Here is a 20,561-nt window from a genome sequence, read left to right as displayed (position 1 = left end):
GGGTGACGTGGCCGGTGAGAGCGTTCTGAGAGACCGCCTCGCCGTCGCGGCCGCGCTCAACGCCCAGGGGCGGTTCGCGGTCGCGGCACGCCACTACCGAGCGCTCCTGCGCGAGGCCGCGGGCGACGCTCCGGACGTCTACGTCCAGGTGCGCTCGCTCGTCGGCCTCGCGCAGTGCGTCGCCGAGCACTCGGGGAGCATCGAGGAGGCCCTCGGGTATCTGTCGACCGCCGAGTCGGTCTCCGGCGCGCAGGCGCCGGGTCTGCTCGTGCTCGTGCACGGACAGCGTGGCCTGCTGCTCCACCGTGCGGGCCGAGCGGTCGAGGCGGTGCGTGCCATGGACCGCGGACTGACGGGGGTGGTCGACCTGAGCGCGCCCGAGGTCCCCGTCCTCCTGCTCAACCGCGGATCGCTCCGGCTCGAGCTCGGTGACATCCCGGGAGCCACGGACGACCTCTCGCGTGCCGTGGACCTGGCGCTGGCGCGTGACGACGTCCTGGTCGCCTCGAAGGCACGCCACAACCTCGGGTACGCCGAGTACCTGCACGGAGACCTCCCCGCCGCGCTGAGGGCGATGGACGAGGCGGCGGTGGAGGCGCCGGAACGGCACGCCGCGGTCGGGTTGATCGATCGGGCGCAGGTCCTGCTCGACGCCGGGCTCCTCACGGAGGCGGACGACGCACTCCGTGAGGCACGAGAGCATCTCGTGCGCTACCGCATGGTGCGTGACCTCGCGGAGGTGGATCTCGTGCGGTCGCGGGTCGTGCTCGGCCTGCGCCGGTACGCCGACGCCCGTCGGCTCGCGCGCTCGGCCTCGCGCCGGTTCGACCAGCTCGGAAACGCCCCGTGGATGCTGCGCGCCCGCGTCGCGGAGCTGCAGGCGGCGCTCACGGAGCACCGCGCGGACGACGTGACACCGACGACGGCACGGCGGCACGCGACCTGGGCGCTCGACCTCGCGCGCGAGGGCGGCGCGCTCGGCACCGTCGCGGGCCTTGGCGTGACGATCCCTGCTCGGCTCCTCGCCGCCGAGTGGCTCGTGTCCTCGGGCGACGTCCCGGCCGCCCAGGACGTTCTCGCGGAGGTCCCCGCGCGACTCGACCGCGCCCCGCTTCCCGTGCGGCTGCAGCACGAGGCCGTCCTCGCCCAGCTCGCGTTCGTGGCCGGGGACCGTCGCGGCGGTGTGCGGGCGGTGCGTCGCGGGCAGTCGGCCCTCGCCGAGCACCGCGCGCGGCTCGGCTCCGTCGATGCCGTGACGGCGTCTGCGGTGCACGGGGTCCGGCTCGGCAACGTCGACGTCGAGGCGGCGCTGAGGACGCGGCGACCGGGAACCATCTTCGACGCGGTCGAGCGCGGCCGTGCGGCGTTCGCGGGCACGGGCCGCGTGCGACCGCCGTCGGACCCGGTCCTCGCGGACCTCCTCGCCGCAGCACGTCGCGAGGTCGAGGTGGCACGTGCTCTCGGAGCTCCCTCGGACCCGGCACACCTCGCTCGACGACAGGACCACCTGCGAGCGGCGCGTCGGTTGCAGGACGACGCGCGACGGCGCGCGTGGCAGCACGGGGGAGGTGCCACGACCCCGGTCGCTGCGACGGAGCGCCGGCTGCGCGCAGCGCTCGGCGCCTCCGGGTCGGCGGCGGTCGTCGCCGACCTGGTGCTCGACGGCGACGACGTGCTCGCGGTCCGCGTCTCCGCAGAGCGGACGCGGCTCGTGCGGCTCGCGTCGCGCACGGCGGTCTCGGAGCATGTGCGCCGCGCCCGGGCCGACTTCGCGGTGCTCTCGAACGTGCTCATCCCCGTCCCGATGCGGGAGGCGGCGGTCGGGTCGCTCACGCGTACGCTCGCCGCGCTCGACGACGCCCTGGTCGTCCCCCTGGAGGCCGAGGGCGACCTGCACCTCGCCGCACGCGACCTCCTGCTCGCGCTCCCGTGGGCCTCGTTGCCCTCACGGCGGGGCCGGCGGACGTGGGCGAACTCCTGGGTCGACCTGCGCTGTGGGGAGCCCGTCCGCCGAGCGGACGACGCGCTCGTCGTCGCCGGCCCGGGGCTACGGTTCTCGGGCGCCGAGGCCAAGCTCGTCGCGTCAGTGTGGGAGGGTGCCGAGGCACTCGCGGGAGAGGGCGCCACGTGCGGGGCCGTGGTCGAGGGGCTCCGGTCGGCGGGGGTCGTGCACCTCGCTGCGCACGGGACGCACGAGACCGACAACCCGCTCTTCTCCTCGCTGCGCCTCGCCGACGGCCCGCTGTTCGCGCACGAGCTCGACGGCATCGACCTGCACGGCGTGGTGGTCGTCCTGTCGGCGTGCGAGGTGGGGCTCTCGACGCCGCGCATCGGCGGCGAGTCGCTCGGCCTGACGAGCGTCCTGCTGCGGCTCGGCGCGCGCGCCGTGATCGCGAGCGTGGCCCCGCTGCGCGACGACGTCGCCGCGCGCGTCATGCCGTCGCTCCACGCCGAGCTGCGCGACGGCGCCATGCCCGGGACGGCGCTCGCTCGTGCGATCGCCGACGAGCCCGAGCCTGTCCCGCTCGTCTGCTTCGGCCCGCTCGTCCTCTGAAGTCACCGTGTAACAACCTCCCGGACTCCGAGACGACCGTGGACCTGGCGCACGTTTCGTCGATAGCGTCGGGACAGTCGCATCTGCGGCATCTATCCGTTCTTCCTGGGGGAATGATGAAGCGTTCGCTTGCTCGTCTCACGACCGTCCTGATGGCCTCGGCGCTGCTGACCGGCGGTCTCGCGACCGGGGCGTCGGCGCTCGGCGAGCTCCCGACGCCGTACAGCACGCCGCTGCAGAAGTCGGCGACCGGTGTGCTCCCGACGCCGTACAGCACGCCGCTGCAGAAGTCGGCGACCGGTGTGCTGCCGACGCCGTACAGCACGCCGCTGAAGAAGTCGGCGACCGGTGTCCTGCCGACGCCGTACGGTCAGCCGCACGACTGGACGCTGGCGGCGGGTATCCTGCCCACGCCGTACACGCAGCCGCACGTGCAGAAGCCTGCGGGTCGCGGCTTCGCGCCCGTCGCGGTCTGACGTGTTCCCGAGGCCCCCGGCGCGCCGCGCGCCGGGGGCCTCGTCGCGCGTCTGTCGCGTGCCGCGGTTTGGAGCACCCGCCGTCGTCCCGTACGATGGGCGTGTACCCAAGACCGCCGGTCGTCCGACGCTGCCCGCAGACTCCGTCTGCAGGACGTGACGGATCGAAGTCCCACCACGAGGTGGAGGCCAGCGCAGGTAGCGAATCGACGACGTCCGCCCGGCCCCGCCGTGCGTGCGACTGCGAGCCCCGCGCCTGCGCGGGGCTCTTTCTCGTTCCGGGACGGACGCCGGTGGTACCACCACCGGAAGGATTGCCATGGCGAGGCCGGACAAGGCAGCCGCAGTCGCCGAGATCTCGGACAAGTTCCGCGACTCGAACGCTGCCGTGCTGACCGAGTACCGCGGGCTCACCGTCGCGCAGCTCAAGCAGCTGCGTCGGTCGCTCAGCGGCAACGCAACCTACGCCGTGGTGAAGAACACGCTGACCGCTATCGCGGCCAAGGAGGCCGGTGTCGAGGGACTCGACGCCGACCTGCAGGGCCCGTCGGCAATCGCCTTCGTCACCGGGGACCCGGTCGAGGCTGCCAAGGGTCTGCGTGACTTCGCCAAGGCGAACCCCGCGCTGGTCATCAAGGGTGGTGTCCTCGACGGGCGCCCCCTGACCGCCGCGGAGGTCACGAAGCTCGCGGACCTCGAGTCCCGCGAGGTCCTGCTGGCCAAGGCGGCCGGCGCGATGAAGGCCAAGCTCTTCCAGGCTGCCTACGTCTTCACCGCGAACACCGCCCAGGCCGCCCGCGTCATCGATGCCCTGCGTCAGAAGCAGGAATCGGAGGGCGCTGCCGCCTGATCCCGCGCCCGGGGCTCGCCCCGGTCTCGTGATCCACGCAGCGCAAGCACACACCCCGCTTCTGGCAGGCCCGCACCGGGCCGCTGCCGAGCACCGACCGAAAGGAACGCCATCATGGCGAAGCTCAGCACCGACGAGCTCATCGAGCAGTTCAAGGAGCTCACCCTCATCGAGCTCAACGAGTTCGTGAAGGCCTTCGAGGAGACCTTCGAGGTCACCGCCGCCGCCCCCGCCGCCGTCGCGGTCGCCGCCCCCGCGGGTGGCTCGGGCGACGCCCCGGCCGAGGAGGAGAAGGACGAGTTCGACGTCATCCTCGAGGCTGCCGGCGACAAGAAGATCCAGGTCATCAAGGAGGTGCGCGCGCTCACGTCCCTCGGCCTGAAGGAGGCCAAGGACCTCGTGGACGGTGCCCCGAAGCCGGTCCTGGAGGGCGCGAACAAGGAGACGGCCGAGAAGGCCAAGGCTGCCCTCGAGGGCGCCGGCGCCACGGTCACCCTCAAGTGATCTCGCCGGTCCCGTCCTGACGGGACCGGTCAGCACGCCGCACGACGGCGTGGGTGGGCCGGGGAGCGCGGTGCAGACGTGGACGTGCACGTCGTCGGGCACCCGGGCGGGCGCACCGGCTTCACGGAACGGCCACGAGTGTGCCACCATGTGCGGGTCGACGACGCAGGACAGCGAGGTCGACGGCAGCAGGTTCGCGACCCGCGAGACGGGTCGGAGGCGGGCGACGAGGCCCGCACGAGTACCGGCGGGGCGCGCAGGCGTCTGGGGCCGGGCGGGGGAGTGCGCCCCGGGGTTGTGTGGCGACGCCTTCTTGGGGTATGCTCACGCTTTGCGCTGTCCTGTGCCCCCGATCTCAGATACCCCCGACCCCCTCGTCGACGTACGTGCGCGTCCGCGAGGTGTCGTGGCGGCGGTGATCGTGTCCAGCCCGGCGGTGCAGCGTTCTTTCGATCTGCAGGGAAGGACCCCTCTTGGCTGCCTCGCGCACCCCTTCTGCTCCGACCGCCGACGCCATCGCGAACCGCACCGCATCGCGTCGCCTCTCCTTCGCCAAGATCTACGAGCCCCTCGAGGTCCCCGACCTGCTGGGCCTCCAGACCGAGAGCTTCGACTGGCTCCTCGGCAACGAGGCGTGGCAGGCGCGTGTCGCCGCCGCGGCCGCGGCCGGCCGCCAGGACGTGCCCTCGACGTCGGGTCTCGAGGAGATCTTCGAGGAGATCTCCCCGATCGAGGACTTCGGGTCCTCGATGTCGCTGTCGTTCTCCAACCACCGTTTCGAGCCGCCGAAGTACACGGCCGACGAGTGCAAGGAGAAGGACTTCACGTACGCCGCGCCCCTCTTCGTCACCGCGGAGTTCGTCAACTACAACACCGGTGAGATCAAGAGCCAGACGGTCTTCATGGGCGACTTCCCGCTCATGACCGAGCGCGGCACCTTCATCATCAACGGCACCGAGCGCGTCGTCGTCTCCCAGCTCGTCCGCTCGCCCGGCGTCTACTTCGAGCGCGCGGCCGACAAGACGAGCGACAAGGACATCTTCTCCGCGAAGATCATCCCCTCGCGCGGCGCCTGGCTCGAGTTCGAGATCGACAAGCGCGACGCCGTCGGCGTGCGCGTCGACCGCAAGCGCAAGCAGTCCGTCACGGTGCTGCTCAAGGCGCTCGGTCTGACCGAGTCGGAGATCCGCGAGCAGTTCGCCGACTTCCCGTCGGTGCTCGACACGCTCGAGAAGGACCACGTCCACACCCAGGACGAGGCCCTCGTCGACCTGTACCGCAAGATCCGCCCGGGCGAGCCGCCGACCGTCGAGGCCGGCCGCGCGCTGCTCGAGAACTTCTACTTCAACCCCAAGCGCTACGACATGGCGAAGGTCGGGCGCTACAAGGCGAACAAGAAGCTCGGCATCGACGCGCCGCTCACGGACTCCACGCTCTCCGTCTCGGACGTCGTCGCGACGATCAAGTACCTCGCGGCCCTGCACGCCGACCACGCGTCCATCCCGGGCACCCGGAACGGCGAGGCCGTCGAGGTGCGCGTCGAGACGGACGACATCGACCACTTCGGCAACCGTCGCATCCGCGCCGTCGGCGAGCTCATCCAGAACCAGGTCCGCACGGGCCTGTCCCGGATGGAGCGCGTCGTGCGCGAGCGCATGACGACGCAGGACGTCGAGGCGATCACGCCGCAGACGCTCATCAACATCCGCCCGGTCGTGGCGTCCATCCGCGAGTTCTTCGGCACGTCGCAGCTCTCGCAGTTCATGGACCAGAACAACCCGCTCGCGGGCCTGACGCACAAGCGTCGTCTCTCGGCCCTCGGCCCGGGTGGTCTGTCGCGCGACCGCGCCGGCATGGAGGTCCGTGACGTCCACCCGTCGCACTACGGCCGCATGTGCCCGATCGAGACCCCTGAAGGCCCGAACATCGGTCTGATCGGCTCGCTCGCGTCGTACGGGCGCATCAACCCGTTCGGCTTCATCGAGACGCCGTACCGCAAGGTCGAGGCGGGCAAGGTCACCGACGAGGTCGTCTACCTCACGGCCGACGACGAGGACCGCCACGTCATCGCGCAGGCGAACCAGGTGCTCAACGTCGACGGCTCCTTCGCGGACGAGCGCGTGCTCGTGCGCACCAAGGGCGGCGAGGTCGAGATCGTGCCCGGCGCGCAGGTGGACTACATGGACGTCTCGCCGCGCCAGATGGTGTCGGTCGCGACCGCGCTCATCCCGTTCCTCGAGCACGACGACGCCAACCGCGCCCTCATGGGCGCCAACATGCAGCGCCAGGCCGTGCCGCTGGTCCGTTCCGAGGCCCCGCTCGTCGGGACCGGCATGGAGTGGCGCGCGGCGGTCGACGCGGGCGACGTCGTCGTCGCGACGAAGCCCGGTGTCGTCACCGAGGTCTCGGCCGACCTCGTGCTCGTCGCGAACGACGACGGCACGACCGGCAGCTACCGCATCGCGAAGTTCCGCCGCTCCAACCAGGGCACGAGCTACAACCAGCGCGTGCTCGTCGACGAGGGCCAGCGCATCGAGCCCGGCTCCGTCCTCGCGGACGGCCCGGCGACGGACGAGGGCGAGCTCGCGCTCGGCCGCAACCTGCTCGTGGCGTTCATGTCGTGGGAGGGCCACAACTACGAGGACGCGATCATCCTCAGCCAGCGTCTCGTGCAGGACGACGTGCTCTCCTCGATCCACATCGAGGAGCACGAGGTCGACGCGCGCGACACCAAGCTCGGCCCCGAGGAGATCACGCGGGACATCCCGAACGTCTCCGAGGACGTCCTCGCGGACCTCGACGAGCGCGGCATCATCCGCATCGGTGCCGAGGTCGGCGCGGGCGACGTCCTGGTCGGCAAGGTCACCCCGAAGGGCGAGACCGAGCTGACCCCGGAGGAGCGCCTGCTCCGCGCGATCTTCGGCGAGAAGGCGCGCGAGGTGCGCGACACGTCCCTCAAGGTGCCCCACGGCGAGTCCGGCACGGTCATCGGCGTGCGCGAGTTCAACCGCGAGGACGGCGACGAGCTGCCCGCGGGCGTGAACCAGCTCGTGCGCGTCTACATCGCGCAGCGCCGCAAGATCACGGACGGCGACAAGCTCGCCGGCCGTCACGGCAACAAGGGCGTCATCTCCAAGATCCTGCCCGTCGAGGACATGCCGTTCCTCGCGGACGGGACGCCGGTCGACGTCGTCCTCAACCCGCTGGGCGTCCCCGGTCGTATGAACGTCGGCCAGGTCCTCGAGACGCACCTCGGGTGGGTCGCGAAGCAGGGCTGGGACATCTCGCTGGCCGAGGGCAAGGACCTCTCCTGGCGGGAGAACGTCCCGGAGATCGCCGCGACGTCCGAGCCCGGTCGCCCCGTGGCGACCCCGGTGTTCGACGGCGTCCACGAGGACGCGCTCACGGGCCTGCTCTCGACGACGATCCCGAACCGCGACGGCGACCGCATGGTCGGCGCCGACGGCAAGGCGCGCCTCTTCGACGGCCGCTCCGGCGAGCCGTTCCCCGAGGCCGTGTCGGTGGGCTACATGTACATCCTCAAGCTGCACCACCTGGTCGACGACAAGATCCACGCGCGCTCGACCGGACCGTACTCGATGATCACGCAGCAGCCGCTGGGTGGTAAGGCGCAGTTCGGTGGACAGCGCTTCGGCGAGATGGAGGTGTGGGCCCTCGAGGCGTACGGCGCGGCCTACACGCTCCAGGAGCTCCTCACCATCAAGTCGGACGACGTCCCCGGCCGCGTCAAGGTCTACGAGGCGATCGTCAAGGGCGAGAACATCCCCGACTCGGGCATCCCGGAGTCCTTCAAGGTCCTCCTCAAGGAGATGCAGTCGCTGTGCCTGAACGTCGAGGTGCTCTCGAGCGACGGCGTGTCCATCGAGATGCGGGAGTCGGACGACGACGTGTACCGCGCAGCAGAAGAGCTCGGCATCGACCTGTCGCGCCGCCCCAACGCGGCGTCCAGCGTCGACGAGATCTGATCTCGGGCAGGCGGGAGCGGGTCACCCCGCTCCCGCCGACGACCCCCACACCAACCGTCTTTATGGCGTCGGCACCGGCCCCGGCCGGTCCCGGCAGACGAAGGAAGTAGGACAACTTGCTCGACGTCAACGTCTTCGACGAGCTGCGCATCGGCCTGGCCACGGCCGACGACATCCGTGCGTGGTCGCACGGAGAGGTGAAGAAGCCCGAGACCATCAACTACCGCACCCTCAAGCCCGAGAAGGACGGACTCTTCTGCGAGAAGATCTTCGGCCCCACCCGGGACTGGGAGTGCTACTGCGGCAAGTACAAGCGCGTGCGCTTCAAGGGCATCATCTGCGAGCGCTGCGGCGTCGAGGTGACGCGCTCGAAGGTGCGTCGTGAGCGCATGGGCCACATCGAGCTCGCCGCGCCCGTCACGCACATCTGGTTCTTCAAGGGTGTGCCCTCGCGCCTCGGCTACCTGCTCGACCTCGCCCCGAAGGACCTGGAGAAGGTCATCTACTTCGCGGCGTACATGATCACGTCGGTCGACGACGAGGGTCGTCAGGAAGACCTCCCCAACCTCCAGAACGAGATCGACCTGGAGAAGAAGGAGATCGCGGACGCTCGCGACAACGACATCAACTCGCGTGCCCAGAAGCTCGAGGCCGACCTGGCCGAGCTCGAGGCCGAGGGTGCCAAGGCCGACGCGCGCCGCAAGGTCCGCGACTCGGCCGAGCGCGAGATGGCGCAGATCCGCAAGCGCGCGGACGCCCAGCTCGACCGCCTCGACCAGGTGTGGGACCGCTTCAAGAACCTCAAGGTCGCCGACCTCGAGGGCGACGAGATGCTCTACCGCGCCCTCCAGGACCGCTACGGCACCTACTTCGAGGGCTCGATGGGCGCCGCGGCGATCCAGAAGCGTCTCCAGGACTTCGACCTGGAGGCGGAGGCCGAGTCCCTGCGCGAGACCATCCGCTCGGGCAAGGGGCAGCGCAAGACGCGTGCCCTCAAGCGCCTCAAGGTCGTCAACGCGTTCCTCACGACGACGAACTCGCCCACCGGTATGGTGCTCGACGCCGTCCCGGTCATCCCGCCGGACCTGCGCCCGATGGTGCAGCTCGACGGTGGCCGCTTCGCGACGAGCGACCTGAACGACCTGTACCGCCGCGTGATCAACCGGAACAACCGCCTCAAGCGCCTGCTCGACCTGGGCGCCCCGGAGATCATCGTCAACAACGAGAAGCGGATGCTCCAGGAGGCCGTGGACTCGCTGTTCGACAACGGCCGTCGTGGTCGTCCGGTCACGGGCCCGGGCAACCGCCCGCTGAAGTCCATCTCGGACATGCTCAAGGGCAAGCAGGGTCGTTTCCGTCAGAACCTGCTCGGCAAGCGCGTCGACTACTCGGGCCGTTCGGTCATCGTCGTCGGCCCGCAGCTCAAGCTGCACCAGTGCGGCCTCCCGAAGCAGATGGCGCTCGAGCTGTTCAAGCCGTTCGTCATGAAGCGGCTCGTGGACCTCAACCACGCGCAGAACATCAAGAGCGCCAAGCGCATGGTCGAGCGTGCTCGCCCGGTCGTGTGGGACGTGCTCGAAGAGGTCATCACCGAGCACCCCGTGCTGCTCAACCGTGCGCCGACGCTGCACCGCCTGGGCATCCAGGCGTTCGAGCCGCAGCTCGTCGAGGGCAAGGCGATCCACCTGCACCCGCTCGTGTGCGCCGCGTTCAACGCGGACTTCGACGGTGACCAGATGGCCGTCCACCTGCCCCTGAGCGCGGAGGCGCAGGCCGAGGCCCGCATCCTCATGCTCTCGAGCAACAACATCCTCAAGCCGTCGGACGGTCGTCCGGTGACCATGCCCTCGCAGGACATGATCATCGGCCTGTACCACCTGACGAGCGACCGCAAGGGTGCCGAGGGCGAGGGTCGTGCGTTCGGCTCGGTCGCCGAGGCGATCATGGCGTTCGACCAGGGCACCCTGGACCTGAACGCCGAGGTGAAGATCCGCACGACGGACCTCGTCCCGCCGGTCTCCGGCTTCGAGGCTCCCGAGGGCTGGGAGGAGGGTCAGCCGATCCTCTTCGACACCACGCTCGGTCGCGCGCTGTTCAACGAGACGCTCCCCGTCGACTACCCGTACGTGAACTCGGTGGTCGACAAGAAGCGCCTCTCGGCGATCGTCAACGAGCTCGCGGAGCGCTACCCGAAGGTCGAGGTCGCGGCGTCGCTCGACGCGCTGAAGGCCGCCGGCTTCCGCTGGGCGACCCGCTCGGGCGTCACGATCGCGATCTCCGACGTCGCCACCCCGGCGGCGAAGGCGGAGATCCTCGAGCAGCACGAGGAGCGTGCGCTCAAGGTCCAGCAGCAGTACGACCGTGGTCTCATCACGGACGACGAGCGTCGTCAGGAGCTCATCGAGATCTGGACCCAGGCGACGGACAAGGTCGCCTCCGTCATGCGCGAGAACCTCGAGGCGAACGACCGCAACACCGTGTACCGCATGGTCGGCTCGGGTGCCCGTGGTAACTGGATGCAGGTCCGTCAGATCGCCGGTATGCGCGGTCTCGTGGCGAACCCGAAGGGCGAGATCATCCCGCGCCCGATCAAGTCCAACTACCGCGAGGGCCTGTCCGTCCTCGAGTACTTCATCGCGACGCACGGTGCCCGCAAGGGTCTGGCGGACACCGCGCTGCGGACCGCCGACTCGGGCTACCTCACGCGTCGTCTCGTGGACGTGTCGCAGGACGTCATCGTCCGCGAGGAGGACTGCGGCACCGAGCGCGGCCTGACCCTGCCGATCGCGGAGGAGCTCGGGGGCATCCTCGTGCGTCACCCGAAGGTGGAGACGAGCGTCTACTCGCGCACCCTGGCGGCCGACCTGGTCGACCCCGACGGGAACGTCGTCGGCAAGGCCGGCGACGACGCGGGCGACGTCCTCATCGACGCCGCGGTGGCCGCGGGCGTGCGCGAGGCCAAGGTGCGCTCGGTCCTCACGTGCGAGTCGCGCGTCGGCACGTGCGCCAAGTGCTACGGGCGCTCGCTCGCCACGGGCAAGCTCGTCGACATCGGCGAGGCGGTCGGCATCATCGCCGCCCAGTCGATCGGTGAGCCGGGCACCCAGCTGACGATGCGTACCTTCCACACGGGTGGTGTGGCCTCCGCGGACGACATCACGCAGGGTCTGCCGCGTGTCACGGAGCTCTTCGAGGCCCGCACCCCCAAGGGTGAGGCGCCCATCGCGGAGTTCTCGGGCCGCATCGCGATCGACGACTCGGAGCGCTCGCGCCGTCTGGTCCTCACGCCCGACGACGGCTCGGAGGAGATCGCGTACCCGGTGACCAAGCGTGCCCGCCTGCTCGTGCAGGACGGCGACCACGTGAACGTCGGCACGCAGCTCGTCCAGGGTGCGGTGGACCCCAAGAAGGTCCTGCGCATCCTCGGCCCGCGCGCCACGCAGAAGCACCTGGTGGACGAGGTCCAGGAGGTCTACCGCTCGCAGGGCGTGGACATCCACGACAAGCACATCGAGGTCATCGTGCGGCAGATGCTGCGTCGCGTGACCGTGCTCGACTCGGGCGACTCGCACCTCCTGCCGGGCGAGCTCGCCGAGCGCGGCCGCTTCGAGGACGCGAACCGTCGCGCGGTGGCGGAGGGTGGCCAGCCGGCCTCCGGCCGTCCCGAGCTGATGGGCATCACGAAGGCGTCGCTCGCGACGGACTCGTGGCTGTCGGCGGCCTCCTTCCAGGAGACGACGCGCGTGCTCACCGAGGCGTCGATGAGCGGTCGTCGCGACCCGCTCCTCGGCCTCAAGGAGAACGTCATCATCGGTAAGCTCATCCCGGCCGGTACCGGTCTGCCCCGGTACACCAAGGTCCAGGTCGAGCCGACCGAGCAGGCCAAGACGGAGCTCTACCCGAGCTTCGGCTACGACGAGATCGACTTCCCGGCGCTCGGCATGGGCTCCGGCGAGGCGATCCCGCTCGAGGACCTGGACTTCGGCGACTACCGCTGACGTTCCTCGACAGCCGGACGGGTGCCCGACGGCGTCCCGCACCTCGGGTGCGGGCGCCGCGTGGCACCCGTTCGGCGTCCCGGGGGAGCGCACCGCCCACCGACGGCGGGCGGTGACCTGCTCCTTTGACTACCTGCCGGGCGGCAGGTAACCTGGTAAACCGTGCCCGCGCCGTCGGGCCCTCCGTGATGTCCCTGGCGGGGCGGTGTCAGCGAGCGATCGCTCCCACCTCCGCGCAGCGGGCTCCGGACGGGCCGATGTGAGTGCCCGGGCACTCCGGATCCCGGTCCATGCGGCGCCTTCGTGCCCGCGGGCGGGGGACGGACCATCGAGCCGGTGGTAGGTGGCTGCTGCAGCGTGTCTCGCGCTGCGGGTGCCTCGTGCGATCGGCTCCAGCAGCCAGCACGACCACCATCGGGGATAGCCCCGGTAGCTCGAGAAGACACGGAGACGTAGTGCCTACGATCCAGCAGCTCGTCCGCAAGGGGCGGACCTCGAAGGTGGGGAAGTCGAAGACCCCCGCCCTCAAGGGCTCCCCGCAGCGGCGCGGTGTGTGCACGCGCGTGTACACCACCACCCCGAAGAAGCCGAACTCCGCGCTGCGCAAGGTCGCTCGCGTGAAGCTCTCCTCCCAGGTCGAGGTCACGGCCTACATCCCCGGCGTCGGCCACAACCTCCAGGAGCACTCCATCGTGCTCGTGCGCGGCGGTCGTGTGAAGGACCTCCCGGGTGTGCGCTACAAGATCGTGCGCGGCGCGCTCGACACGCAGGGCGTGAAGAACCGCAAGCAGGCCCGCAGCCGCTACGGCGCCAAGAAGGAGAAGAGCTGATGCCTCGCAAGGGCCCGGCCCCGAAGCGGCCGCTCATCGTCGACCCCGTCTACGGGTCGCCCGTCGTCACGCAGCTCATCAACAAGGTGCTGCTCGACGGCAAGAAGTCCACCGCCGAGTCGATCGTCTACGGCGCCCTCGAGGGCGTCCGGGCGAAGACCGACGGCGACCCGGTCGTCGTCCTCAAGCGTGCGCTCGAGAACGTCCGCCCCGCGCTCGAGGTCCGCTCGCGCCGCGTCGGTGGTGCGACCTACCAGGTCCCCGTCGAGGTGCGTCCCGCGCGTGCCACGACGCTCGCGCTGCGCTGGCTCACGGACTACTCGCGCGCGCGTCGTGAGAAGTCGATGACGGAGCGCCTCATGAACGAGATCCTCGACGCGAGCAACGGCCTCGGCGCCGCGGTCAAGCGTCGCGAGGACATGCACAAGATGGCGGAGTCCAACAAGGCCTTCGCCCACTACCGCTGGTAGTCCGCCCGACCGGCCTCGGGGACCTCACGGTCCCCGGGGCCGTCGGCGGGTCTCCGGCCGGCCACCCCGGTCCGAGCAGCGCCCCCGACTCAACCCACCTAGCGAGGGAAACAGACCGTGGCACTTGACGTGCTGACCGACCTGAACAAGGTCCGCAACATCGGCATCATGGCCCACATCGATGCCGGGAAGACCACGACCACCGAGCGCATCCTGTTCTACACGGGTGTGAACTACAAGATCGGTGAGACGCACGACGGCGCGTCGACGATGGACTGGATGGAGCAGGAGCAGGAGCGCGGCATCACGATCACGTCGGCCGCGACGACCTGCTACTGGAAGAACAACCAGATCAACATCATCGACACGCCCGGCCACGTCGACTTCACGGTCGAGGTCGAGCGCTCCCTGCGCGTGCTCGACGGCGCCGTCGCCGTCTTCGACGGCAAGGAGGGCGTGGAGCCGCAGTCGGAGACGGTGTGGCGCCAGGCGGACAAGTACAACGTGCCGCGCATCTGCTTCGTCAACAAGATGGACAAGCTCGGTGCGGACTTCTACTTCACCGTCGACACCATCATCAACCGCCTCAAGGCGAAGCCGCTGGTCATCCAGCTCCCGATCGGCTCGGAGAACGACTTCACCGGCGTCGTCGACCTGCTCGAGATGAAGGCCCTCGTCTGGCACGGGGAGACCAAGCTCGGCGAGGCGTACGACACCGAGGAGATCCCGGCCGACCTTCTCGAGAAGGCCGAGCAGTACCGCAGCGAGCTCATCGAGGCCGTCGCGGAGGCCGACGAGGAGCTGCTCGAGAAGTACCTCGGTGGCGAGGAGCTGACGATCGCGGAGATCAAGTCCGGGATCCGCAAGCTCGTCATCGCCGGCGAGGCCTTCCCGGTCCTGTGCGGGTCCGCGTTCAAGAACAAGGGCGTGCAGCCCATGCTCGACGCGGTCATCGACTACCTGCCGTCGCCGCTCGACGTCCCCGCGATCGAGGGCCACGACGTCAAGGACGAGGAGAAGATCGTCGAGCGTCACCCCGACGCCACCGAGCCCTTCTCCGCGCTCGCGTTCAAGGTCGCGTCGCACCCGTTCTTCGGCAAGCTCACCTACGTCCGCGTCTACTCGGGCAAGGTCGCGCAGGGCGCCCAGGTGCTCAACTCGACCAAGGGCAAGAAGGAGCGCATCGGGAAGCTCTTCCAGATGCACTCCAACAAGGAGAACCCGGTCGAGGAGGCGAGCGCGGGTCACATCTACGCGTTCATCGGCCTCAAGGACGTCACGACGGGTGACACGCTGAGCGCGCTCGACGCGCCCGTGATCCTCGAGTCGATGACCTTCCCCGAGCCCGTCATCGACGTGGCGATCGAGCCGAAGACGAAGGCCGACCAGGAGAAGCTCTCGACGGCGATCCAGAAGCTCGCCGAGGAGGACCCGACGTTCCGCGTCAAGCTGGACGACGAGACCGGCCAGACCGTCATCGGCGGCATGGGCGAGCTCCACCTCGACATCCTCGTCGACCGCATGCGTCGCGAGTTCAAGGTCGAGGCGAACGTCGGCAAGCCGCAGGTCGCGTACCGCGAGACGATCCGCCGCAAGGCCGAGAAGATCGAGTACACGCACAAGAAGCAGACCGGTGGTTCCGGGCAGTTCGCCAAGGTCCAGGTGACCTTCGAGCCGCTCGACACGGCCGAGGGCGAGCTCTACGAGTTCTCCAACGCCGTCACCGGTGGTCGCATCCCGCGCGAGTACATCCCGAGCGTCGACGCCGGTATCCAGTCCGCGATGGAGCTCGGCGTGCTCGCCGGCTTCCCGCTGGTCGGGGTCAAGGCGACGCTGCTCGACGGCGCCTACCACGAGGTCGACTCCTCGGAGATGGCGTTCAAGATCGCCGGCTCGATGGTCCTCAAGGAGGGCGTCAAGCGGGCGGACCCGGTTCTGCTGGAGCCGGTGATGGCGGTCGAGGTGCGTACGCCCGAGGAGTACATGGGCGACGTCATCGGCGACCTGAACTCACGTCGTGGAATGATCCAGTCCATGGAGGACGCGACGGGTGTGAAGGTCGTCCGGGCCCAAGTACCGTTGTCAGAGATGTTCGGGTACATCGGTGACCTCCGGTCCAAGACCCAGGGTCGTGCCGTGTACTCGATGCAGTTCGACAGCTACGCCGAGGTTCCTCGGAACGTTGCCGAAGAGATCATCAAGAAGACCCGGGGCGAGTGAGTCCCCACAGGTCGAAGACCCGCACAACCATCAACCTGTAGGAAAACCGCAACGCCCCGCGGATGTAGGATCTCTCGGTCGACATTCGCAACGTTCGGCACATCTACCCAAGTCCCAGGAGGACCCCAGTGGCTAAGGCCAAGTTCGAGCGGACCAAGCCGCACGTCAACATCGGCACCATCGGTCACGTCGACCACGGTAAGACGACGCTGACGGCGGCGATCTCGAAGACGCTCGCGGACACGTACCCGGACCTGCCGGCGAACGTCCAGCGCAACTTCGACGAGATCGACGCGGCTCCCGAGGAGAAGCAGCGCGGTATCACGATCAACATCGCGCACATCGAGTACGAGACGCCGAAGCGCCACTACGCGCACGTCGACGCCCCGGGTCACGCCGACTACATCAAGAACATGATCACCGGTGCCGCCCAGATGGACGGCGCGATCCTCGTGGTCGCCGCGACCGACGGTCCGATGGCCCAGACGCGCGAGCACGTCCTGCTCGCCCGCCAGGTCGGCGTTCCCTACCTGCTCGTCGCGCTGAACAAGTCCGACATGGTCGACGACGAGGAGATCCTCGAGCTCGTCGAGATGGAGGTGCGCGAGCTCCTCTCCTCGCAGGAGTTCGACGGCGACAACGCGCCGGTCGTGCGCGTGTCGGGTCTCAAGGCGCTCGAGGGCGACCCCGAGTGGACCTCGAAGATCATCGAGCTCATGGAGGCCGTCGACGAGAACGTGCCCGAGCCCGTCCGCGAGCTCGACAAGCCGTTCCTCATGCCCGTCGAGGACGTCTTCACGATCACCGGTCGTGGCACCGTCGTCACCGGCAAGGTGGAGCGTGGCACGCTCGACCTCAACTCGGACGTCGAGATCGTCGGCATCCGCTCGCCCCAGAAGACCACGGTCACGGGCATCGAGACGTTCCACAAGCAGATGGACCAGGCGCAGGCCGGCGACAACACCGGTCTGCTCCTGCGCGGCATCAAGCGCGAGGACGTCGAGCGCGGCCAGGTCGTCGTGAAGCCGGGCTCGATCACCCCGCACACGCAGTTCGAGGCGCAGGTCTACATCCTGGGCAAGGACGAGGGTGGCCGTCACAACCCGTTCTACTCGAACTACCGTCCGCAGTTCTACTTCCGTACGACGGACGTCACCGGCGTCATCACGCTGCCCGAGGGCACCGAGATGGTCATGCCCGGCGACAACACCGAGATGACGGTCGAGCTCATCCAGCCGATCGCCATGGAGGAGGGCCTCGGCTTCGCCATCCGTGAGGGTGGCCGCACCGTCGGCTCGGGCCGCGTCACCAAGATCCTCAAGTGATCTGACGCTGCCTCCGCAGCACTCGTCGAAGGCCCGGTCCCGTCCGCGGGGCCGGGCCTTCGGCCTGCACCGTCCCTGCGGTCACCGTCACAGTGCCCGTCCCGGTCTCGACTTGGCCCGGGCGGCCTTCGTGTGGCAGACTGTTCAGGTTGCCTGTTACGGGTGCGCTCTTTCACGTGTCGAACAGTGTGTTGAACCGGTCCTCTCGAGGAGGACCAGGACCCCGGGGCCTCGTCCCGGGTCTGCGGGTTGAGCTCTCTGTCGCCATGGATCGAGTACCCCGCGGAACACATGTTCCGACCAGGCTCGCACAAACGTTGTGGTCCGCTCCGCGGAGCCGTGCGTCAGCACGGTGCGGACGGTGGATCACATATCCAACGGCCCTGCGCCTCTCGGCGTGTGCGCCCAGGTGCGTCGCGACTACGCGACACGCCCGAGCGCGGGGGTCGGACAGCTAGCGGTTCGAGAGAGAGAGTCAGACGACGCCATGGCGGGACAGAAGATCCGCATCCGGCTCAAGTCCTACGACCACGAGGTCATCGACAGCTCGGCGCGCAAGATCGTCGACACGGTGACGCGCGCTGGTGCAACGGTCGTGGGTCCGGTGCCGCTGCCGACGGAGAAGAACGTCTTCTGCGTCATCCGGTCGCCTCACAAGTACAAGGACAGCCGCGAGCACTTCGAGATGCGCACGCACAAGCGGCTGATCGACATCATCGATCCCACGCCGAAGGCCGTCGACTCGCTCATGCGTCTCGACCTGCCTGCCGACGTGAACATCGAGATCAAGCTCTGAGGCTGGAGGACATCATGACTATTCCCCAGCAGAACGCGCGTCCGGTCACCGCGGTGCTCGGCACGAAGCTCGGGATGACGCAGCTCTGGGACGAGGCCGGTCGCCTCGTGCCCGTGACCGTCGTCGCCGTCGGCACGAACGTCGTGACGCAGGTGCGCACGGCCGACGCCGACGGGTACGCCGCCGTGCAGCTCGCCTACGGGCAGATCGACCCGCGCAAGGTCACGAAGCCGCTCAAGGGCCACTTCGAGAAGGCCGGCGTCACGCCGCGCCGCCACGTCGCCGAGGTCCGCACCACCGACGCCGCCGAGTACGCGCTCGGCCAGGAGATCACCGCGGAGGCCTTCGAGGCCGGCGCCGTGGTCGACGTCGTGGGCACGACCAAGGGCAAGGGCACCGCCGGTGTCATGAAGCGCCACGGCTTCTCCGGCGTGGGCGCCTCGCACGGTGCGCACCGCAACCACCGCAAGCCGGGCTCGATCGGTGGGGCCTCGACCCCGTCGCGCGTGTTCAAGGGCCTGCGCATGGCCGGTCGCATGGGCAACGCCCGCCAGACCACCCAGAACCTGACCGTCCACGCGGTCGACGCCGAGAAGGGTCTGCTGCTCGTCAAGGGCGCGGTTCCCGGCCCCAAGGGCGGCGTCGTCCTCGTGCGCAGCGCCGCGAAGGGAGCGTGAACACCATGTCCGCTCTGACCGTTGACGTGCTGGACCCCAAGGGCAAGAAGGCCGGCACCGCCGAGCTCCCCGCCGAGGTGTTCGACGTCGAGCTCAACGTCCCGCTGATCCACCAGGTCGTCGTCGCCCAGCGTGCCGCTGCACGCCAGGGCACCCACGACACCAAGAGCCGCGGCGAGGTCCGCGGTGGTGGTCGCAAGCCGTACAAGCAGAAGGGCACCGGCCGCGCCCGCCAGGGTTCGACCCGTGCGCCGCAGTTCGCCGGCGGTGGCACCGTCCACGGCCCGACGCCGCGCTCGTACGACCAGCGGACGCCCAAGAAGATGAAGGCCGCCGCGCTCCGCGGTGCCCTCTCGGACCGCGCCCGCAACGGCCGTGTCCACGTCGTGACCGGCTTCGGCGTCGACGGCCTGCCGTCGACCAAGACCGCCGTCTCGACGCTCGCCAAGCTCTCCGAGCGCAAGCACGTCCTGGTCGTCACCGAGCGTGGCGACGAGCTGACGATCAAGTCGCTGCGGAACGTCGAGCAGGTCCACCTCCTGGTGGCCGACCAGCTCAACACCTACGACGTGCTCGTCTCCGACGACGTCGTCTTCACGCAGGGCGCGCTCGACGCGTTCCTGGCGGGCCCGGCCACGGGTCGCTCCGCGAAGGCCGTCGCCACCTCCACCGAGGCGGACGAGACTGCTGCCGAGGAGGCCGCGAAGTGACCACCGTGACCAAGGACCCCCGTGACGTGATCCTCGCGCCGGTCGTCTCCGAGAAGAGCTACGGCCTGCTCGACGAGGGCAAGTACACGTTCGTCGTCGACCCGCGGGCCAACAAGACCGAGATCAAGATCGCCGTCGAGCAGATCTTCTCGGTCAAGGTCGCCTCGGTGAACACGATCAACCGCAAGGGCAAGACGCGTCGCACGCGTTTCGGCCTGGGCAAGCGCAAGGACACCAAGCGTGCGATCGTCACCCTCCGCGAGGGCACGATCGACATCTTCGGCTGAGCCGACGAGAGCAGATTGAGGACAGATCCCCATGGGAATCCGTAAGTACAAGCCGACGACGCCCGGCCGCCGCGGCGCGAGCGTCGCCGACTTCGCCGAGATCACGCGCTCGCAGCCGGAGAAGTCTCTGGTCCGCCCGCTCTCGAAGAGCGGCGGCCGCAACAGCTCCGGCCGGATCACCACCCGTCACAAGGGTGGTGGCCACAAGCGTGCGTACCGCGTGATCGACTTCCGTCGCCACGACAAGGACGGCGTGCCCGCCAAGGTCGCGCACATCGAGTACGACCCCAACCGCACGGCGCGCATCGCGCTCCTGCACTACGCGGACGGCGAGAAGCGCTACATCATCGCGCCGGCCAAGCTCAAGCAGGGCGACGTCGTCGAGAACGGTGCGGGCGCGGACATCAAGCCCGGCAACAACCTGCCGCTGCGCAACATCCCGACCGGTACGGTCATCCACGCCATCGAGCTCAAGCCCGGTGGCGGCGCGAAGATCGCCCGCTCGGCCGGTGCGTCCGTGCAGCTCGTCGCCAAGGACGGGCCGTACGCGCAGCTGCGCATGCCCTCCGGCGAGATCCGCAACGTCGACCTGCGCTGCCGCGCCACGGTCGGCGAGGTGGGCAACGCCGAGCAGTCGAACATCAACTGGGGCAAGGCCGGCCGCATGCGCTGGAAGGGCAAGCGCCCGACCGTCCGTGGTGTCGCCATGAACCCGATCGACCACCCGCACGGTGGTGGTGAGGGCAAGACGTCCGGTGGTCGCCACCCGGTGAGCCCGTGGGGCCAGCCGGAGGGTCGTACCCGCCGTCCGAACAAGCCGAGCGACAAGCTGATCGTGCGTCGTCGCCGTACCGGCAAGAAGCGCTGATAGGAGCCTG

15 protein-coding genes are annotated in these 20,561 nt (G+C 69.3%); all 15 read left to right on the top strand.

Annotated features, from left to right (window positions below):
* Nucleotides 1–7 precede the first annotated feature (7 nt).
* The 15 genes from A0J59_RS08170 to rplB all read left to right on the top strand — a co-directional run bounded on the left by A0J59_RS08170 (nt 8) and on the right by rplB (nt 20,551).
* Entirely contained in the window at nt 8–2,554 is a 2,547-nt protein-coding gene (locus A0J59_RS08170; RefSeq protein ID WP_064315762.1) for a CHAT domain-containing protein, read from the top strand.
* Nucleotides 2,555–2,706: 152 nt separating this feature from the next.
* A complete protein-coding gene (locus A0J59_RS08165; RefSeq protein ID WP_064315761.1) occupies nt 2,707–3,030 on the top strand; it encodes a hypothetical protein in 324 nt (107 codons plus the stop codon).
* 319 nt (nt 3,031–3,349) lie between these two features.
* Entirely contained in the window at nt 3,350–3,880 is a 531-nt protein-coding gene (rplJ, locus tag A0J59_RS08160) for a 50S ribosomal protein L10 (protein WP_021483443.1), read from the top strand.
* Nucleotides 3,881–3,994: 114 nt separating this feature from the next.
* Nucleotides 3,995–4,384: a 50S ribosomal protein L7/L12 gene (gene rplL / locus A0J59_RS08155; RefSeq protein ID WP_021483444.1), complete on the top strand. Its 390-nt coding sequence runs from the start codon at nt 3,995–3,997 to the stop codon at nt 4,382–4,384.
* A gap of 473 nt (nt 4,385–4,857) precedes the next feature.
* Nucleotides 4,858–8,370 carry a DNA-directed RNA polymerase subunit beta gene (rpoB, locus tag A0J59_RS08150; RefSeq protein ID WP_047233806.1) on the top strand — a complete coding sequence of 1,171 codons (3,513 nt, stop codon included), beginning with the start codon at nt 4,858–4,860 and terminating at the stop codon, nt 8,368–8,370.
* Nucleotides 8,371–8,486: 116 nt separating this feature from the next.
* Nucleotides 8,487–12,368: a DNA-directed RNA polymerase subunit beta' gene (locus A0J59_RS08145; RefSeq protein ID WP_047233807.1), complete on the top strand. Its 3,882-nt coding sequence runs from the start codon at nt 8,487–8,489 to the stop codon at nt 12,366–12,368.
* A gap of 455 nt (nt 12,369–12,823) precedes the next feature.
* Nucleotides 12,824–13,198 (top strand): 30S ribosomal protein S12, encoded by a 375-nt coding sequence (gene rpsL / locus A0J59_RS08140; protein WP_021479869.1) that lies wholly within the window; start codon nt 12,824–12,826, stop codon nt 13,196–13,198.
* Entirely contained in the window at nt 13,198–13,668 is a 471-nt protein-coding gene (gene rpsG, locus A0J59_RS08135; RefSeq protein WP_047233808.1) for a 30S ribosomal protein S7, read from the top strand. The genes rpsL and rpsG overlap by 1 nt, the downstream gene beginning before the upstream one ends.
* A gap of 117 nt (nt 13,669–13,785) precedes the next feature.
* The gene (fusA, locus tag A0J59_RS08130; RefSeq protein WP_047233809.1) at nt 13,786–15,888 is read left to right on the top strand and encodes an elongation factor G; all 2,103 of its coding nucleotides are present in this window, start codon (nt 13,786–13,788) and stop codon (nt 15,886–15,888) included.
* Nucleotides 15,889–16,016: 128 nt separating this feature from the next.
* Nucleotides 16,017–17,213 (top strand): elongation factor Tu, encoded by a 1,197-nt coding sequence (tuf, locus tag A0J59_RS08125; RefSeq protein ID WP_047233810.1) that lies wholly within the window; start codon nt 16,017–16,019, stop codon nt 17,211–17,213.
* 487 nt (nt 17,214–17,700) lie between these two features.
* Nucleotides 17,701–18,009, top strand: coding sequence for a 30S ribosomal protein S10 (rpsJ, locus tag A0J59_RS08120; protein ID WP_012867945.1), 309 nt, complete (start codon nt 17,701–17,703; stop codon nt 18,007–18,009).
* Between the two features lie 14 nt (nt 18,010–18,023).
* Nucleotides 18,024–18,686 (top strand): 50S ribosomal protein L3, encoded by a 663-nt coding sequence (gene rplC / locus A0J59_RS08115; RefSeq protein WP_064315760.1) that lies wholly within the window; start codon nt 18,024–18,026, stop codon nt 18,684–18,686.
* A gap of 5 nt (nt 18,687–18,691) precedes the next feature.
* Entirely contained in the window at nt 18,692–19,396 is a 705-nt protein-coding gene (gene rplD / locus A0J59_RS08110) for a 50S ribosomal protein L4 (RefSeq protein WP_047233829.1), read from the top strand.
* Nucleotides 19,393–19,683 carry a 50S ribosomal protein L23 gene (rplW, locus tag A0J59_RS08105; RefSeq protein ID WP_021479876.1) on the top strand — a complete coding sequence of 97 codons (291 nt, stop codon included), beginning with the start codon at nt 19,393–19,395 and terminating at the stop codon, nt 19,681–19,683. Before rplD ends, rplW begins: the two co-directional genes overlap by 4 nt.
* A 31-nt stretch (nt 19,684–19,714) precedes the next feature.
* Entirely contained in the window at nt 19,715–20,551 is an 837-nt protein-coding gene (gene rplB, locus A0J59_RS08100; RefSeq protein WP_047233812.1) for a 50S ribosomal protein L2, read from the top strand.
* The last annotated feature ends 10 nt before the right edge of the window (nt 20,552–20,561 follow it).

The organism is Cellulosimicrobium sp. I38E (assembly GCF_001647255.1).
GTDB lineage: Bacteria > Actinomycetota > Actinomycetes > Actinomycetales > Cellulomonadaceae > Cellulosimicrobium > Cellulosimicrobium cellulans_E.
This window is presented reverse-complemented; position numbering and strand designations above follow the sequence as displayed.

Excerpts from the sequence above, each read along its gene's own strand:
- A0J59_RS08165 (WP_064315761.1), top strand. The coding sequence starts at position 2,707 with ATGGCCTCGGCGCTGCTGACCGGCGGTCTCGCGACCGGGGCGTCGGCG.
- rplJ (WP_021483443.1), top strand. The coding sequence starts at position 3,350 with ATGGCGAGGCCGGACAAGGCAGCCGCAGTCGCCGAGATCTCGGACAAG.
- rplL (WP_021483444.1), top strand. The coding sequence starts at position 3,995 with ATGGCGAAGCTCAGCACCGACGAGCTCATCGAGCAGTTCAAGGAGCTC.
- rpsG (WP_047233808.1), top strand. The coding sequence starts at position 13,198 with ATGCCTCGCAAGGGCCCGGCCCCGAAGCGGCCGCTCATCGTCGACCCC.
- rpsJ (WP_012867945.1), top strand. The coding sequence starts at position 17,701 with ATGGCGGGACAGAAGATCCGCATCCGGCTCAAGTCCTACGACCACGAG.
- rplC (WP_064315760.1), top strand. The coding sequence starts at position 18,024 with ATGACTATTCCCCAGCAGAACGCGCGTCCGGTCACCGCGGTGCTCGGC.
- rplD (WP_047233829.1), top strand. The coding sequence starts at position 18,692 with ATGTCCGCTCTGACCGTTGACGTGCTGGACCCCAAGGGCAAGAAGGCC.
- rplB (WP_047233812.1), top strand. The coding sequence starts at position 19,715 with ATGGGAATCCGTAAGTACAAGCCGACGACGCCCGGCCGCCGCGGCGCG.